Below are 17634 nucleotides of genomic sequence, written 5' to 3'. Positions count from 1 at the left end.
TTAGCATTTTAAGCATCGGAAAATGAATATCGTAATACTTTCTAGAAATGAAAACTTATATTCCACGAGGCGCCTTATTGAAGAGGGCGAAAATCGTGGTCATGAGATCGAAGTTATAGACCCATTAAAATGCGATATTATTATTGAGCAAGAAAAACCAACCATCTATTACAAGGACCGTTATCTCAATTATGTAGATGCTATCATCCCAAGAATAGGTGCATCTGTTACCTTTTTTGGCTGTGCTGTTGTAAGGCAGTTTGAAATGATGAATGTCTTTACCACTGTGACGTCTGATGCTATTTTAAGGTCAAGAGATAAACTTCGTAGTTTCCAACGTTTATCTAAGGCCGGAATCGGAATGCCTAAAACAGTATTTACCAATTATTCTCGTGATGTTGAAGAAGTATTGAATCATGTTGGTGGGCCTCCTGTAATTATTAAACTTCTAGAAGGTACTCAAGGTTTAGGTGTGGTTTTAGCGGAATCAAAAAATGCAGCTGAATCTGTGCTAGAAGCTTTTAACGGTTTACAAGCTAGAGCTTTAGTACAAGAATATATTGAGGAAGCAAAAGGCGCCGATTTACGTGCATTAGTTGTAGACAACCAAGTCGTTGGTGCTATGAAACGCCAAGGAAAAGATGGTGAATTCCGCTCTAATCTACATCGTGGTGGCCATGCAGATTATATTAGATTATCTGAAAGTGAATTAAAACTTGCAATAAAAGCATCGCGTGCGTTAAAATTACCTGTTTGTGGTGTAGATATGTTACAATCTAATCGCGGCCCTTTAATCATGGAAGTAAATTCTACTCCTGGACTAGAAGGTATTGAAGGTGCTACACAAAAAAACATAGCTAGAGCAATTATTACGTTTATAGAGCGTAATAGAAAATAAAAGAATTAACAACTAAAGAAATTCCTGATTTCGCAGGAAATGCATATGAGTGAAAAAGAAGTTCTAGACATTTTAGGTCAAAAAGTAGGCCTTGGTGAAAGCGCCAAGGTTAGTTTTAATGTGGCCAAACTTCATACCCAAAACAGAATTGATGTCCCAGTCATTATAGAACGTTCCAAAAAACCCGGGCCTACAATTTTAATAACAGCTGGCATCCATGGTGATGAGGTAAATGGTGTAGAAATTGTGCGTCAAGTTATCGCAAAAGGTATTAACAAACCTAAACGAGGTACTATAATCTGTGTGCCTGTAATTAATGTTTTTGGGTTTATCCATATGGACCGTTTGTTTCCAGATGGGCGTGACCTTAATCGCGTTTTTCCTGGCGGAAAAGGTGGCTCCTTAGCTAGTCGTGTGGCACATAAGCTTATGACACAAATTGTACCTCATGCCGATTTAATTTTAGACTTTCATACTGGTGGAGCAGATCGTTTTAATGCAGCGCAAATACGAATCGTAAAAAATGAAGTTGTTTTAGATGAACTTGCACAAGTTTTTGGAGCTCCATTTATATTTAATTCGAAAAATTTAAATAAATCTTTTAGAAACTCTTGTTACAAGTTAGGCATTCCAATGTTATTGTTTGAAGGCGGAAAATCTTTTCATATCGATAATACGATTACAAATACTGGCGTAAATGGTGTTAAACGAGTGTTGAATCATTTAGAAATGCTTAATCGCAAATTCAAAGTATCTCGTCCCAAAAAACAATGTGTAAGAATCACAGAGAGTAAATGGATACGTGCAAAATATTCAGGGATGTTTAAGCCTACAGTAAATGTAACATCAAAAGTTGAAAAAGGTGATGTTATTGGTAATATTACTGACCCATACGGAAGTTTTAATCATTTTATAAAAGCACCAAATAACGGTTATATTTTTAATGTTAATGAGTCTCCCATTATATATCAAGGTGATGCTATTTTTCACATCTCTACAAAACTTGAAGACTAATGTCTAAGTCTGAAATACGTAAAAAATACAAAGCACTTCGTCAAGAATTAAGCTATGACGAGATAGAAAATAGAAGCCTCAGTATTGCCAATCAACTATTACAACTAGATATATGGAATCACTCTTTCTATCATATCTTTTTACCCATCCAAGAGCAGAAGGAAATAAATACAGAATACATCTTAAATATTCTTGCCGGAAAAGATAAAAATATTGTCATCTCTAAAAGCAATTTTGAAGATTCTACCATGTCTCATTTTCTACTTACCGACAATATTACTTTAAAGAAAAACGAATATAATATTCCTGAACCTATTGATGGTATTCCTATTTTGCCTCAACAAATAGACCTTGTTTTTGTCCCACTTTTGGCTTTTGACACTTTTGGAAATCGGGTTGGTTATGGTAAAGGATTTTATGATCGTTTTCTTTCGGGATGCAGACCAGAGACCTTAAAAATTGGATTATCTTTTTTTGAAGCAGAAACTAAAATTGCAGCTTCCGAAAATGACGTTAAGTTGGATTATTGTTTGACTCATAAGAAGAGTTATCAATTTTGATAAAACTATTTACTTCCCTAAAAGCTCTTTTATTAAACACAATCAAAATACCAATACCTGTACTAATAGCCACATCAGCAACATTAAAAACAGGATCAAAAAAGGAGAATTGTTTTCCGCCAAAAAATGGTAACCAATCAGGTAAAATACCATTGTACAACGGAAAGTTAAGCATGTCTACGACTTTACCATAAAATAAACCTGAATACCCACCTTCTTCTGGTAAAAATGTGGCGACTTGCCCATAACTATCACTAAAAAAGACACCATAAAAAACAGAGTCAATAATATTACCTAAAGCTCCTGCAAAGATTAGAGAAATGGCAAAAATTAAGGTTTTTGTTTTTTGTTTTTTTATGACATCGTAAAGCCAATAGCCTATTCCTGTTACTGCTAAAATTCTAAATATGGTCAGAATGAGTTTTGCAGATTTGTCAGTTATGAACGAAAAGATATCACTTAACTTTGTGCCCCAAGCCATTCCGTCATTTTCAATAAAGCTTATTCTAAACCAACTGAAAATTTCTAAATCTTCACCTAATTGAAAATTCATCTTAATGTATAACTTACTGATTTGGTCTATCAGTAAAATAATAATGATAATTAATAAAGACTTTTTTATAGACATATCACCTAAGACTTCTTATTCTTGCTTTTCAACTTTTATATTACCGCCGTTAGTTGTTAATCGCCATACATTAAAGCCTAACATATTACTAGGAAAGTCTACCAATCCATGATGAGAGTCAGTTTCTATTATGGCATTACTAGTCTTTACGTAAATATTACCATCTATGGTTTTTATCGTTGCTAGTTTAGCTATGGCATTAATAGTACAACCACCTTGAAATAAGTTTATGTTCAACTCATTAAACACACCCTTTGCTTCAACAGAACCTACATCACTCTTTATAGAAAGATTTAAGTGTTCTGGCATTTTTATTTGCAATGTAGCAGCAATGACTTTGTGGGCATTTCTTTTGTCATCAGGTGTTTTTTCCAAAGAGACTCGCTCTAACGAGATAAATAATTGATTATTCTTAACTTCTGAAACCACCTGATAATCATTGCCATACTCGCCATCAGACAATGATTTTACAGAAATATCTTCTACAACTTTAGTTTTAACAGAAATATTAAAAATTTGATTACCATCGACTATAACTTCAGAAATATCCTTTGCTTCAAAAAGGTATTCTGATTTATTCTGCGCCAAACTTAACAATGGTGATAAAAAAAGAAGTCCTAATAAAAAAGTCTTGAAATTAGTATTCCAAGACTCAAAGATATTTATATGATTACCCATGCAATACGATTACTTCTGCATGTTCTTAGCTTCAATGCTTAACGTCGCATGAGGTACTAATTTTAATCGTTCTTTATTAATAAGTTTTCCTGTAACTCTACAAACACCATAGGTCTTGTTCTCTATACGAATAATCGCATTTTTTAGGTCACGGATAAACTTCTCTTGGCGGATTGCCAAAGCCGAATTAGCCTCTTTACTCATAGTTGCACTACCTTCTTCAAAAGCTTTGAACGTAGGTGATGTATCATCCGTACCATTATTATGGTCGTTCATATAAGCACTTTTTATGAGCTCTAAATCGTGCTCAGCTTTATCTATTTTTTCTTGAATTAGTACTCTAAATTCTTCTAAAGCTTTATCTGAGTATCTATTTTTAGCGTCTGTTGCCATATTTTAATGTTTTTTAATAGACAATTTGGTATTTACATCATCGAAATTAATCTCTATACCATTGTCTAAGTTATCTACAATTTTTAAATCGTTTGTTAAAGTTTCCGTTTTAATGTAGGCTTCATTATCATTTACAGCTGCAATTACATCTCTATTGCTTAACAATTGCACATCAATTCTGTCAGTAACTTCAAATCCTGAATCTTTACGCAAATTTTGAATACGATTTACAAGTTCTCTTGCAATACCTTCTCTACGCAAATCTTCATTTATTGTAACATCTAATGCTACTGTTAATAAGCCTTCATTGGCTACAAGCCATCCTTCAATGTCTTGTGACGTAATCTCAACATCGTCTAGCTCTAATGTAATATTTTTTCCATTAATGTCAAGTTCAAAAGCACCTTTTTGCTCCATTTTGTTGATATCTTCTGAAGTGAAATTATTTACTGCACTGGCAATCAACTTCATATCCTTACCAAAACGAGGGCCCAAAGTTTTAAAATTTGGCTTAATTTGTTTTACTAGTATATCTGAAGCATCTGCTAAAAGCTCTATTTCTTTGATATTAACTTCATGTTTTATTAAATCTGCTACGGCTTCAATTTCTTGTTTCTGTTGACTATTTGTCACAGGAATCATAATTTTCTGAAGCGGTTGACGTACTTTTATTTTCTCCTTTGCTCTTAATGACAATACTAAAGATGATATAGTTTGCGCATTTTCCATTTTGCGTTCTAATGACTTATCTATCGCATTTTCATCACACACAGGGAATTCTGCCAAATGTACACTTTCAAAATTTTCCTTTTTGGTCACTGCATTCAGATCTAAATACAAACGATCCATAAAGAACGGTGCAATTGGAGCACCTAATTTTGACAAGGTAAGCATACATGTATAAAGCGTTTGGTATGCCGAAATTTTATCTGTTTGGTAATCCCCTTTCCAGAAACGTCTTCTACTTAAACGTACATACCAGTTACTTAAGTATTCTTGTGTGAAATTTGAGATAGCTCTTGCCGCTTTTGTTGGTTCATATTCTGCATAAAATGCATCTACTTTTTTGATTAAGGTGTTTAATTCTGAAAGTATCCAACGGTCTATTTCTGGTCTTTTGCTTAATGGAATATCTGCTTCAGAATAATCGAAACCATCTAGATTGGTATATAATGAAAAGAATGAATAGGTATTGTATAATGTTCCGAAGAACTTACGTTTTACCTCTTCTATCCCATCAACATCAAATTTTAAGTTATCCCATGGATTAGCATTGCTTATCATATACCAACGCGTAGCATCCGCACCGTATTTAGACAAGGTCTCAAAAGGATCTGTTGCGTTACCTAAACGCTTAGACATTTTCTGCCCGTTTTTATCTAAAACTAATCCGTTTGATACAACATTTTTGTAAGCTACAGAATCAAAAACCATAGTCCCGATGGCATGCAATGTATAAAACCACCCTCTTGTTTGGTCTACACCTTCTGCAATAAAATCTGCTGGGAATGATCTATTCTCATCAATTAAGGCTTTGTTTTCAAATGGGTAATGCCATTGTGCATACGGCATAGAACCAGAATCGAACCAGACATCTATTAAATCGCTTTCGCGTTTCATTGGTTTTCCTGAGTTAGAAACTAATACAATCTTGTCAACAACATTTTTATGAAGGTCTATTTTCTCGTAGTTGTCTTCAGACATATTACCTACTTCGAAATCGGCAAAGATATCTTCAGAAAGCACTCCGGCATTTATTGATTTTTCCATTTCGGCTTTAAGCTCTTTCATAGAGCCTATACAGATTTGTTCTTTACCATCTTCCGTTCTCCAAATTGGTAATGGAATTCCCCAAAAACGAGAGCGTGATAAATTCCAATCATTAGCATTTGCTAACCAGTTGCCAAAACGGCCTTCACCTGTAGATTTTGGTTTCCAGTTAATACCCATATTAAGCTCATGCATACGTCCTTTGACATCTGTAACTTTAATAAACCAAGAATCTAATGGGTAGTATAAAATTGGTTTATCCGTACGCCAGCAATTTGGATAACTGTGCTTATATTTTTCAACCTTAAAGGCTTTATTTTCTGTCTTAAGTTTAATCGCAAGCTCAACATCCACAGATTTTTCAGGTGCTTCACCATCAGCATAATATTCGTTCTTTACATATTTGCCTGCAAATTCTCCCAACTCTGGTCTAAATCTTCCTTGTAAATCCACAAGTGGCACCAAGTTATCATTATCGTCTTTAACTAAAAGTGGCGGCACTTCTGGTGAGGCTTGCTTAGCTACTAAAGCATCATCCGCTCCAAATGTTGGTGCTGTGTGTACAATGCCTGTGCCGTCTTCAGTCGTTACGAAATCTCCAGAAATTACTCTAAAGGCATTTTCAGGATTGTCATTTGGCAAGGCGTAGTCTAAAAGTTGCTCGTAAGTGATGCCTACCAAATCAGCGCCTTTAAATTCTTTGACAATGTAAAACGGAATTTTTTTATCGTCAGAATTGTATGCTAGTAATTCTGATTTCTCTTCAACTTGATTGAACTTTCCAGAAAATTGTTTTCCTACTAAGTTTTTCGCCAATATTACATTCATAGGTTTAAATGTATATTGGTTGTAGGTTTCAACCAATACATAATCAATTTTTGGCCCAACAGCTAATGCGGTGTTACTTGGCAGAGTCCAAGGTGTTGTTGTCCAAGCCAAGAAATAAATATCGCCTTCGTTTAGTAAAAAATCTGGTAAACTATCTTCATTGGCTTTAAACTGCGCCACAACTGTTGTATCTGTAACATCTTGATAGGTGCCTGGCTGATTTAACTCATGTGAGCTTAAGCCAGTTCCAGCTTTTGGAGAATACGGCTGAATAGTATAACCCTTGTATAATAAATCTTTATCATAAATCTGTTTTAGTAACCACCAAACAGATTCCATGTATTTAGACTTGTAAGTAATATATGGGTCATCCATATTCACCCAATAGCCCATTTTCTGAGTGAGGTCATTCCAGATGTCTGTATAACGCATTACTGCTTTTTTACAAGCAGCGTTGTACTCTTCTACTGTAATTTTTGTACCAATATCTTCTTTGGTAATGCCAAGTTCTTTCTCAACACCAAGCTCAATTGGTAAACCGTGGGTATCCCAACCTGCTTTACGTTTTACCTGAAACCCTTTCATGGTTTTATAACGTGGAAAAATATCCTTAATCGCTCGCGCTAAAACATGGTGAACACCTGGTAACCCATTTGCAGATGGTGGTCCTTCGAAAAAGACATAAGGTGGTTTACCTTCTCTTGTGGTTACACTTTTATTGAAGATATCATTTGCTTCCCAATAGTTACTGATTTCATCAGCAATATTTGGTAAGTTAAGTCCTTTATATTCAGGGAACTTTTGGCTCATTACTCGCATTTATTATAAGGATGCGAAAATACTAATTTTTGAGTAATTTATGGATGAGATAAGCTCAAAAAACAACTATTTCTTAACGAGCAATGGGCATTAATCAAAAGAGAAATCGGTTTCTATATTGATGATTTTATTTTTTATCGCATAAACCACCAATCCAGCAATGTTTTTTGACTGTGTTTTTAACAGCAGACTACTTCGATGAACTTCAACGGTTCTTGAACTTATTTCCAGAGTTTCTGCAATATCTTTAGCCGTATGTTGTTTACAAATAAGCTCTAGCACTTGAAGCTCTCTCTTGGAAAAAAATTTAGGGTCAAAATTAGACTTTACAGTTTTTCTTCTTGATTTTTTACCACTTTCTTTAATATAATTGTAGACGACTTTGTCGTAATAGAATCCTTTTTTATCAACCTCAACAATAGTTTTAATCATCAACTTAGGTGTGCTGTTCTTAGCTAAATAAGCTACTGCACCTGTAGAAATCATATTTAGAATAAAAGGTTTGCTAAAATAACTAGTCAAAGCAATAACTTTAATTTCTGGAAATTCTTTTCTAATAATTTTTGTGACTTCCACACCATTCAATTCAGGCATTTTTAAATCTGTAACAACAATACTAGGTTTAATTTTAGTGGCTCTTAATTTAGTTAATAAATCGTTTCCGTTTTTGGCATCAAAAAGAATATTAATGTTATCTTCTTTTTGAAGAATTGCCATCAACCCTTGACGAAACAACAACTCGTCATCTGCAATAGCTATTTTTATTTCATTCTCCATAGTTACATTGTATTACAAACAAACTACCATTGTCTTTACTACTCTCAATTTTAATTTCACCATTTAAAATTCTAACCCGGCTATTTATATTTTGTATGCCAATACCAGGTTTTTCACTAACATCTGTAATATTGAAGCCAATACCATTGTCTTGAAACTTTAGAACAAACCCTTTTTCATGTTCTTCCATAAATATTTCTAATACATTGGCCTTTCCGTGCCGTATAGAATTATTTATTAGCTCTTGAAATATTCTAAAAACATGGAGTTGATTTGTCCCAGACAAGCTTAAGTCTTCAATCTCATAGTCTATATCTATGTCGGTATTTTTACTAAACTCTTCAAATAACTCTTCGAGCGCCGCTTTTAGTCCAAATTTTGCTAAAATTGGAGGTAATAAATCATGGGCTATTTTTCTTGAACTCTCTAAGGTAGTTGACGTAATATCTAATATTTGCTCTAAAGAATCTTTCTGTTTTTTGTTGATGTTCTCATCCGCTAAAAGCACGTTAGTTGATAAGCTAACCACATTAAGCTTCGCGCTAATGGCATCATGAAGATCTTGCGCGATTCGTTTACGTTCTAACTCTTGTATTGCAATTGATGTCTGCAATATTTTTTGTTGATGCTCAATTCTTAAATCTGCCTTTTCACGTTCTTTTTGAATAATTTTTTTTCTTGAGAAAACAAAAAAAAGAATTAATCCTAAGCAGACTAAAAACAGAAAAAAAACACCAAAAATTAAGGCAAAAACTATTTTACTTTTATCCATTGGAATTTTTTAAGCCATTCTACAAAAATCAATACGTGGTATAATAAAAAAAATGCACTATTAAATTCCCAAAGTATATCAACAACTTGCATAGAATAAGATTCTGGATTATTCAATACACTAGCTAAAATAAATACCAATGTACTTATAGATATATATACAAGTATTCCTGTATTAACATAAGCGTAATTAAGGGTATTGTTTAATGAATTATACAAATGAATGATAGAGTAAACTATGATTGGAAATGAACAAATAAAAACTTCTAATGGATTAAAAGGCTCTACAGAATAATATGCTATTTCTCCTGTTAAGTATAAGATAGCTAAAGTAAAAACTACTATTCCAGTAAATTTAACAACTAATTTCTTCTGTCTCTTTTGAAATAATTCATAAAAAAACCAGGATAATAAAATGAACTGTACAACAAAGTAATAGTGTGATAGAAAAAGATTGTTTTCTTCATAAGAAGCCAAATAAGACATTATACCTGATATTACAGATATACTTATTAAGTATATAGTAAAAACATAATATTCTTTCTTATTTTTTGCTTTTTTCAAACCAACTAAAAAAAGAACTGTATTTACTATTAAAAAAAAAAATCCAATATCCTCTAGAGAAAAACTCATTTCTTAAAGCTTAATTATCCTCCTAATGGACTATCTCCATCACAATTATAAGGACATGGCCTCGTAAAATTATATGTATTACCATCTCCATCTTCTGATGATTTACTTCCAGGTTTAGAAACCATATCTCTATAAACTCCTTTTGCATCACGCTTTGTGCCTACAAAGACTAGTTTTTGCCCGTTAGCTTCGGATTGCGAAGAATCAACAGCCATATATGCTCTTAAAAATTCATTTTCAGTGCTATTTATTGTGAATTTTCCTCCACCATTATCTATGACAACCTTCATTTCTTTCAAAATATCCAACACAGTAGATGCATGAATTAGAAATGCTGATGCATCTCCTTCTCGCATTGTTTTTCTATAATTAGCAGTCCATTCAATAGCATCTTTAATAGGAACGATGGTTGATTTTTTACTCATAATATTTAATTTTTGGGATTAATCATCTTCTAAAATACAGAAAAATTCTACAAAAAAAGATTTTAGAATAGAGATTTTAAAGATTAAACCAGAAACTCAACTAAATCTTCAATCTTAGAAATTAATTGAATTTTAATCTTTGTATTCTTAAGACTAATTTTATTGTATTTAGATACAAATATGGTAGAAAACCCTAGTTTTTCAGCTTCTAATATGCGCTGCTCTACACGTTGCACAGGTCTAATTTCACCTGACAAACCTACCTCAGCAGCAAAACAAAAATCACTCTGCAATGCTTCGTCTTCGTTAGAGGACAATATGGCAGCAACTACGGCCAAATCAATTGCTGGATCATCTACAGTAATACCTCCCGTGATATTTAAAAATACATCTTTGGTTCCTAACCTAAAACCTGCTCGCTTCTCCAAAACGGCCAAAAGCATATTAAGGCGTTTGGCATTAAACCCTGTAGCTGAACGTTGAGGTGTTCCGTAAACTGCTGTACTTACTAATGCCTGAACCTCAATCATTAAGGGACGCATCCCTTCTAAAGTTGCGGCTATGGCATTACCAGATAATTCGCCATCCTTTTCTGAAATAAGAATCTCTGACGGATTACTTACTTCGCGTAAACCAGAACCTTGCATTTCGTATATACCAAGTTCATTCGTAGAACCAAATCGGTTTTTATTAGCTCTTAAAATTCTAAAAACATGATTGCGGTCACCTTCAAAATGTAAAACCGTATCGACCATATGCTCCAAAATTTTTGGTCCAGCAATATTTCCATCTTTTGTAATATGCCCTATTAATAATACAGGTGTTGCTGTTTCTTTGGCAAATTTTATGAGCTCAGTAGTACATTCTTTAATTTGTGAGATACTCCCAGCTGAAGACTCAACATAATCACTATGCAATGTCTGTATAGAATCTATTACCAAGATATCTGGCTCTAAAGCTTCAACTTGCTTAAATATGTTCTGAGTTTTGGTCTCAGTAAGAATATAGCAATTTTCGCTATTAGGCTGAATACGCTCGGCACGCATTTTAATCTGTTTCTGACTCTCTTCTCCAGAAACATAAAGTGTTTTATAGGGTAATTTTAAAGCCATTTGTAGTAACAAAGTACTCTTCCCTATTCCAGGTTCTCCACCAAGGAGTATTAATGACCCAGGTACCATACCACCACCCAAAACACGATTAAATTCATTATCAATCATATTTAAGCGAGCATCTGCTGAGCTATCAATCTCATTAATCTTTAATGGTTTTGAAACACGATTAGTTGAGGATGCTGGTAATTTCCAATCACTTTTTTCAGGTTTTTGGATAACCTCTTCTACAATAGTATTCCATTGTTTACAGGCTGTACATTGCCCTTGCCATTTACTATATTGACTACCGCAACTTTGACAGAAAAAGGAGGTCTTTACTTTTGCCATCAATATCCAAAATCTGCTTTAATCTGCTCCGCCTTTTCCAACATTAAATCTTTTGTAATACCACCTATCTCTTCTAGAACATATGCAGACTGAAAGGTTTTCATTGCTTTTTTAGATTCGCCAATATTTTCAAGATATAAGCCTTTATAATAACTAGGTAATACGGTATCAGGATAGTTCTTTTTAGCCAATTTTGAAAGATCTTCATAATACTCCCATTTCTGCTTCTTTTTTATCGCAGCTGCTACAGCCTTAAAATCATTAATAAGGATTTGTTTTTCGATACCGAACATGTTTTTTATTTCTTCGTATTTCTGTTCTAAATATTCTACTGGTGAGCCTTCAAATTTTAAGATAGACTCTTTGTACTCCTTTTTGCTAATAGGTTGAAAAATAGAGAAAATAGATTCCAATGCTTTAGGGATGGCATGAGCTGGCATGGCATAATGTGTCGGACCATCAAATTCCATAAAAGTGTATAGTAAATTACTATTATCTAATGCTTTTAATGTGCTATTTAGAGATGCCGAACCTTCCATTATATGTTTAATATCTGCATTTGAGACTGCCAAATAATAAAAAATCTTTTGCTCGATTGATCTTAATCTTTCTCCCAAATATTGTTCCATATCTATAGCCAAATCCGGGCTTATGGTTACATAAGCATTAAAAACAGGGTTTTGTCTTACGAGATAATAATTAATAAAATTTGCTGTTTCGCCATGACCGACAGCTACTCTAAAAGTTTCGGTTTTGTAATTATCTTCTATATAAGGTATGAGTTCTTTGCCCACAAATTCATAAAAATCGGCGCCACTTCCAACTGGTAATGAATTCTGTTCCGAATAGATTAAATCGTCTTCTCTAGATTCTATTTGATTAATGCCAACGACTATAGACTCCGGAATATCTTCCCAATAGGCATAGTAATCTACATTACCCGCTACAGCTTCAAAAAGATAGTCGCCATCAAAGACATAAATAACAGGATAAGCTTTATCGTCTTCGTCCGAATAACTTCTTGGTAATAATATTTTTAATTCTCGTTCTTCACCTAAAATACTTGAGGAAATTGTTTTGTATTTGGCTTGAGAAAAGCCCATAAATCCAACAAGTAGGATTATAAAAATAACCTTTAGCTTAGTCATGGTTAGTCAAGGTTTGGTTGCTAAGGCAAGGTAAAAAATATTTCTATACTTCTTTAACCTTACGATTATAGATTGGTAAGTAAATTAGAGAAAGACCTCCAAAAATTATAATCATAAACGTTTGAGACGCCCACATAATCCAACCAAAAGCATAACTTGGGTCTTTAGCAATACCAAATATTGAAAAAGCGGCAAAAACAGCAACAGGAAAAGAACCTATTCCTCCATTAGTTGCAGCAATACTAAAACTTGCAGAAATAAAGCCTATAAGAACGGCAGCAAATGGGATGTTTCTTGTTTCCTCTATTGAAAAAGAGGTAAAATAGAACATGAGCACATACATTCCCCAAATAAAAAGCGTATGAAAAATAAATGCCCATTTTTTCTTCATTTTAAAAATACTTAAAGCGCCTTCAATTACACCATTAATAAAATCCCTAATCTTTATTGCCCATTTGGATGAGCTGTTTTTTATAATTCTAAAAACTATTATAAAAACCAATAAAAAAGCACTTAAAGCAATGGCAATTTTAATTGGGTTAAATCTTTCTGTTAAGAACGCATAAATAAACTCGAACTGTAAAAAAAGTGTTATAACTATAATGCCCAAAAATACAATCATGTCTGCTATACGTTCTGCTACAATTGTTCCAAAACCTTTTTCAAAAGGCACACCTTCGTAATTTGTGAGAATAGAAACCCTTGCAATTTCACCAGCTCTCGGAATAGTATAATTAATAAGATACGTTGCAAAAACAGCCATTATACTATTACCTAGTTTAACGTCATAACCCAATGGCTCTAATTGAAATCGCCACCTATATGCTCTTGACAAATGACTTAAAAGTCCTAAAATTGCTCCAAAAATTATCCAGGTTTTATCAGCAGATTTCCAATAGTCTATAATTTTTGAAAGTGGAACATCTGTTAATGCATACCAAACCAAAGCTACACCTAATAAAAGAGGTAGAACTATTTTTAATACGGAAACAGATTTACTCAAAAGAGTTATTTTAATAAGTTGGTGGCTTCATCAGGGAACACTAATGAAGGTTTAAAAACTTTAGCATCTTCAATATCCATAAAAGCATATGTAATAAGTATCAATACATCTCCAGGAGAAACCAGTCTTGCGGCAGCTCCGTTTAATGTTATTTCGCCACTGTTGCGAGGGCCAGGAATTGCATACGTTTCCAGACGTGCGCCATTGTTATTATTAACAATTTGCACTTTCTCACCTTGGATAATATTAGCCGCGTCCATTAAGTCTTCGTCAATGGTAATACTGCCAATGTAATTAAGGTCTGCACCTGTAACTTTTACACGATGAATTTTAGATTTTACAACTTGAATTTGCATGAGGCAAAGGTAATTAATTTAGGGCGATATTGTCTATAAGTCTTATATCGTCTGCATATACTGCAATAAATGCTCTATATACTTTTTTTGTTGATTTTCGTTTTACTGGTTTTAAGGTTTTTACATCTGCAATTAAAAAATATTCTAGCTCTAAAAGCTCATGACTTGCAAACTGCTTATTAACCCATTCCGCTACTGCTTTAGCACTTTTTGTGCCAAACTTTGTTTTGGCAGTTTTAAGCGTTTTGTATATAAATGGAGCTGCAACTCTATATTTTGGCTTTAATCTTTCATTACGAGAACTCATGGCTAAACCATCTGCTGCCCTAAAAATTGGACAGCCTATAATTTCTGTGGGTATTTTATAAAGCTCAACCATCTTTTTGACAATCTGTAATTGCTGAAAATCTTTCTGACCAAAATAAGCTTTATTAGGCTTTACGATTTCTAATAGTCGCTTCACAATTGTACCAACACCGTCAAAATGTCCTGGTCTAAATGCACCTTCCATTTCATGCTCCAATCCATCAAAAGTAAAGCTTTCGGAAGCTATATTATTATCGTATATATCTTCTACACTTGGATTGTAAACAAAGATTTTAGAATCTGAAACAGTCTCTAATAATCTAACATCCCTATCTAATGTTCTTGGGTATTTTTCTAAATCTTCAGTATTATTAAACTGGGTTGGATTAACAAAAATACTTACGACCACAAAGTCATTATCGGAGAGTCCAAAATTCACTAAAGACAGATGCCCATTATGCAATGCGCCCATAGTTGGCACAAAACCAATACTAGCCTCACTTTTCCTTAAGTTCTGAAGGTGAGATGATAAGTCTGTTTTATTATGAAATATTTTCAATTCTGTAACATAAGTTTAACGCGTGCAAACTTAAGATTTTACTAGCAATTGGCATAAATTTTTGTAATTTTGCATGTTTTTTACTTTTAATTTCTAAATCAATCGGTATATGAAAGATAAACGAATATTGTATGTGTCCTCGGAAGTAGTTCCATATTTACCAGAAACCGAAATTTCTTCAATGTCATTTGAAGCACCTCGAATGGTGAATAAACAAGGTGGACAGATACGAATATTTATGCCACGATTTGGAAACATCAATGAACGTAGGCATCAACTTCATGAAGTTATTAGATTGTCAGGTATTAATCTTGTGATTAATGACCTAGATATGCCTCTAATAATTAAAGTAGCCTCTATTCCTAAAGAACGCATTCAAGTTTACTTTATAGATAATGAAGAATATTTTAAACGTAAAGCCACATTAACCGATGAAGATGGTAAGCTTTTCCCAGATAATGATGAGCGCGCTATTTTCTTTGCTAAAGGTGTTATCGAAACTGTTAAAAAATTAAACTGGGCTCCAGATATTATTCATGTTAATGGATGGTTGGCATCATTATTGCCGCTTTATCTTAAAGAATTTTATAAAACTGAGCCATTATTTACTGAGAGTAAAATTGTTACCTCTGTATACAATCAAAACTTTGATGGCACGTTAGATAAAGACATGAAGAAGAAAGTGAGTTTTGACGGGCTTGATGAAGAAGCTATACAAATATTAGATGAGCCTAATTACATTAATTTAATGAAGATTGCTATTGATAATTCTGATGCTGTGATTAAAGGGTCTCAAGAGTTACCAAATGAATTAGATAGCTATATTGACGAGTTAGATAAGCCAACTTTAGGTTATCACTCTCCAGAAGAATTTGCTGAACCGTATTCAGAATTTTACACGAACAGTATATTACAATAGTTAAAATACTTATGAAATTATATAAGAAAAACTTAAGAAACATATTAGTTTTTGGATTTATGACTTGTTTATTTATTGCTTGTGATGAGGAATTTTCAACAATAGATTCTGACATAATTAATGAAGAAACTGCTACTAACTTTAACACCACCTCTGAAAAGTTTGATGTTATTAGTTATACAGACAAACTCGACCCAGTACAAACAAGCGGACTTGGAATAAATATGTTAGGAGTATTTAATGACCCAACTTATGGACAAACTATTGCAAGTTTTTTAACACAGGTTAATACTACACTAGTAGACCCCTCTTTTGGGAGTAATGTCATATTAGATTCCGTTGTTTTAAGTATACCCTTTTTTAGCAGGAATATAGGCTTAGACGAAGACAATAACATTGCTTATGAGATTGATTCTATCTTACCAAGAGATGATATTTACAATCCTATTAAACTTAGCTTATATGAAAACAACTATTTTTTAAGAGATTTCGATCCAAATGAAGAATTTGACGTAGGTCAATCCTACTTTTCCAACAAATCTGCCTCTGCTAATGAACTAATCAGTATATCTGATTTAGAATTTACACTTATTGATGAGATAGAAACTTTAGAAATTAGTAATCAAGAAATTCTTTTAACTGATGGTGATGAGACCGAACCAACTATTAACCAAAGGTTATCACCAAGAATTAGAATTGTATGGGACAAAAACATCCCTGATGATAGCAATGTAATTAATTATTGGACTGAAAAAATCATCAATCAAGAAGGGGAGAGTACTTTAAGTAATATAAATAATTTTAATGACTATTTTAGAGGTTTATATTTTAAAGCAGAGCCTATTAATAATAATGGCTCATTGATGTTACTTAATCTAGCTCAGGAAGATGCAAATATTACTTTATTTTATTCATTTGATTCAACTTCAGTAGATGGAGAACGAGATAATTCTACCTATGTTTTGACTTTTAATCCAACTCGTGTTAATTTTTTTGAAAACAATTACACTCTACCATTTAGTGATGGTAATCAGGATGATGGTGATAGCAGGTTATACCTCAAGGGCGGTCAAGGTGCATTAGCTGGCATCAAACTTTTTAACGGGGAGAATTCTGATAATGATAACACAAATGATAATACTTTTGAAACTTGGAGAAAACAATTTGTAAATCTTGATGAAAATGGGGATTTTGAATCATCTAAAAGACTAATAAATGAAGCTAATCTTGTTTTTTATGTTGACCAAACTCTCGTAGAACAAGGAGAAGAACCTGAAAGGCTTTACATATATAATAAAACTAATAGAGGTCCATTATTTGACTATTTTGAAGATGTTCAAAATAATACCTCTCCTTCTCAATCTATAATAAATCATTTAGGTGTTTTAATTAGGGATCAAAATACCGAAAGAGGAATTCGTTATAAAATGACCATTACTACCCATATAAATAATTTATTAATAAATAATAGTGAAAATGTAGAATTAGGAATTGCTGTTTCTGGTAATGTAAACCTAGAAGGTAGTATACCTCAATATAGAGTACAGACTTCAAATGGTGAAACAGAAACAGTACCGGTAAGTAGTGTAATCAGCCCAAGAGGAACTGTTCTACATGGAAGTAACAGTGAAATTGAAGATAAGCGCCTTTTTCTAGAAATCTTCTACACCTGTTTAGAGACTGATATTGATTGTCCAAATAACTAAT

At 33.2% G+C, this 17634-nt stretch carries 18 protein-coding genes; 5 read left to right on the top strand and 13 right to left on the bottom strand.

What is annotated here, in order from left to right; all coding sequences use genetic code 11:
• The first annotated feature begins 22 nt into the window (after positions 1-22).
• Genes rimK through IEV10_RS04130 form a run of 3 tightly spaced genes read left to right on the top strand, consistent with a single transcriptional unit; the run spans position 23 to position 2472 of the window.
• Positions 23-898: a 30S ribosomal protein S6--L-glutamate ligase gene (gene rimK / locus IEV10_RS04140; RefSeq protein ID WP_188373428.1), complete on the top strand. Its 876-nt coding sequence runs from the start codon at positions 23-25 to the stop codon at positions 896-898.
• Positions 899-943: 45 nt separating this feature from the next.
• Entirely contained in the window at positions 944-1912 is a 969-nt protein-coding gene (locus IEV10_RS04135; protein WP_188373427.1) for a succinylglutamate desuccinylase/aspartoacylase family protein, read from the top strand.
• A complete protein-coding gene (locus IEV10_RS04130) occupies positions 1912-2472 on the top strand; it encodes a 5-formyltetrahydrofolate cyclo-ligase (protein WP_188373426.1) in 561 nt (186 codons plus the stop codon). Before IEV10_RS04135 ends, IEV10_RS04130 begins: the two co-directional genes overlap by 1 nt.
• Here IEV10_RS04130 and IEV10_RS04125 read toward each other — a convergent pair.
• The 13 genes from IEV10_RS04125 to panC all read right to left on the bottom strand — a co-directional run bounded on the left by IEV10_RS04125 (position 2426) and on the right by panC (position 15008).
• Positions 2426-3100 carry a lipoprotein signal peptidase gene (locus IEV10_RS04125; protein ID WP_188373425.1) on the bottom strand — a complete coding sequence of 225 codons (675 nt, stop codon included), beginning with the start codon at positions 3098-3100 and terminating at the stop codon, positions 2426-2428. The two genes, IEV10_RS04130 and IEV10_RS04125, sit on opposite strands and share 47 nt — an antisense overlap.
• A 15-nt stretch (positions 3101-3115) precedes the next feature.
• A complete protein-coding gene (locus tag IEV10_RS04120) occupies positions 3116-3778 on the bottom strand; it encodes a hypothetical protein (protein WP_188373424.1) in 663 nt (220 codons plus the stop codon).
• Positions 3779-3787: 9 nt separating this feature from the next.
• Positions 3788-4171 (bottom strand): TraR/DksA family transcriptional regulator, encoded by a 384-nt coding sequence (locus IEV10_RS04115; protein WP_188373423.1) that lies wholly within the window; start codon positions 4169-4171, stop codon positions 3788-3790.
• A 3-nt stretch (positions 4172-4174) separates the two neighbouring features.
• Positions 4175-7579: an isoleucine--tRNA ligase gene (gene ileS, locus IEV10_RS04110; RefSeq protein WP_188373422.1), complete on the bottom strand. Its 3405-nt coding sequence runs from the start codon at positions 7577-7579 to the stop codon at positions 4175-4177.
• 99 nt (positions 7580-7678) lie between these two features.
• Entirely contained in the window at positions 7679-8365 is a 687-nt protein-coding gene (locus tag IEV10_RS04105; RefSeq protein ID WP_188373421.1) for a response regulator transcription factor, read from the bottom strand.
• Complete coding sequence (locus tag IEV10_RS04100; RefSeq protein WP_188373420.1) at positions 8355-9137, bottom strand: sensor histidine kinase; 783 nt, start codon at positions 9135-9137, stop codon at positions 8355-8357. The genes IEV10_RS04105 and IEV10_RS04100 overlap by 11 nt, the downstream gene beginning before the upstream one ends.
• A complete protein-coding gene (locus IEV10_RS04095) occupies positions 9119-9769 on the bottom strand; it encodes a hypothetical protein (RefSeq protein WP_188373419.1) in 651 nt (216 codons plus the stop codon). The genes IEV10_RS04100 and IEV10_RS04095 overlap by 19 nt, the downstream gene beginning before the upstream one ends.
• Positions 9770-9783: 14 nt before the next feature.
• Entirely contained in the window at positions 9784-10194 is a 411-nt protein-coding gene (locus IEV10_RS04090) for a hypothetical protein (protein ID WP_188373418.1), read from the bottom strand.
• A gap of 83 nt (positions 10195-10277) precedes the next feature.
• Positions 10278-11636: a DNA repair protein RadA gene (gene radA, locus IEV10_RS04085; protein ID WP_188373417.1), complete on the bottom strand. Its 1359-nt coding sequence runs from the start codon at positions 11634-11636 to the stop codon at positions 10278-10280.
• The gene (locus IEV10_RS04080; protein ID WP_188373416.1) at positions 11636-12784 is read right to left on the bottom strand and encodes an alpha/beta hydrolase; all 1149 of its coding nucleotides are present in this window, start codon (positions 12782-12784) and stop codon (positions 11636-11638) included. Before IEV10_RS04080 ends, radA begins: the two co-directional genes overlap by 1 nt.
• 43 nt (positions 12785-12827) lie before the next feature.
• A complete protein-coding gene (locus IEV10_RS04075) occupies positions 12828-13787 on the bottom strand; it encodes a lysylphosphatidylglycerol synthase transmembrane domain-containing protein (protein WP_188373415.1) in 960 nt (319 codons plus the stop codon).
• 5 nt (positions 13788-13792) lie between these two features.
• Entirely contained in the window at positions 13793-14143 is a 351-nt protein-coding gene (gene panD, locus IEV10_RS04070) for an aspartate 1-decarboxylase (protein ID WP_188373414.1), read from the bottom strand.
• A gap of 13 nt (positions 14144-14156) precedes the next feature.
• Positions 14157-15008, bottom strand: coding sequence for a pantoate--beta-alanine ligase (gene panC, locus IEV10_RS04065; RefSeq protein WP_188373413.1), 852 nt, complete (start codon positions 15006-15008; stop codon positions 14157-14159).
• A 109-nt stretch (positions 15009-15117) separates the two neighbouring features.
• On the opposite strand from panC, the gene IEV10_RS04060 reads away from it, so the two are divergent.
• Positions 15118-15927, top strand: a complete 810-nt coding sequence (locus IEV10_RS04060) for a glycogen/starch synthase (RefSeq protein WP_188373412.1) — start codon at positions 15118-15120, stop codon at positions 15925-15927.
• Positions 15928-15938: 11 nt separating this feature from the next.
• Complete coding sequence (gene bamH, locus IEV10_RS04055; RefSeq protein ID WP_188373411.1) at positions 15939-17633, top strand: BamH family beta-barrel-assembly machinery protein; 1695 nt, start codon at positions 15939-15941, stop codon at positions 17631-17633.
• The last annotated feature ends 1 nt before the right edge of the window (position 17634 follow it).

Origin of the sequence: Winogradskyella haliclonae (assembly GCF_014635865.1) — a bacterium.
Taxonomy (GTDB): Bacteria; Bacteroidota; Bacteroidia; order Flavobacteriales; family Flavobacteriaceae; genus Winogradskyella; species Winogradskyella haliclonae.
Note: the sequence above shows the minus strand (reverse complement) of the source record. Positions and strands in the feature narration are given on the sequence as shown.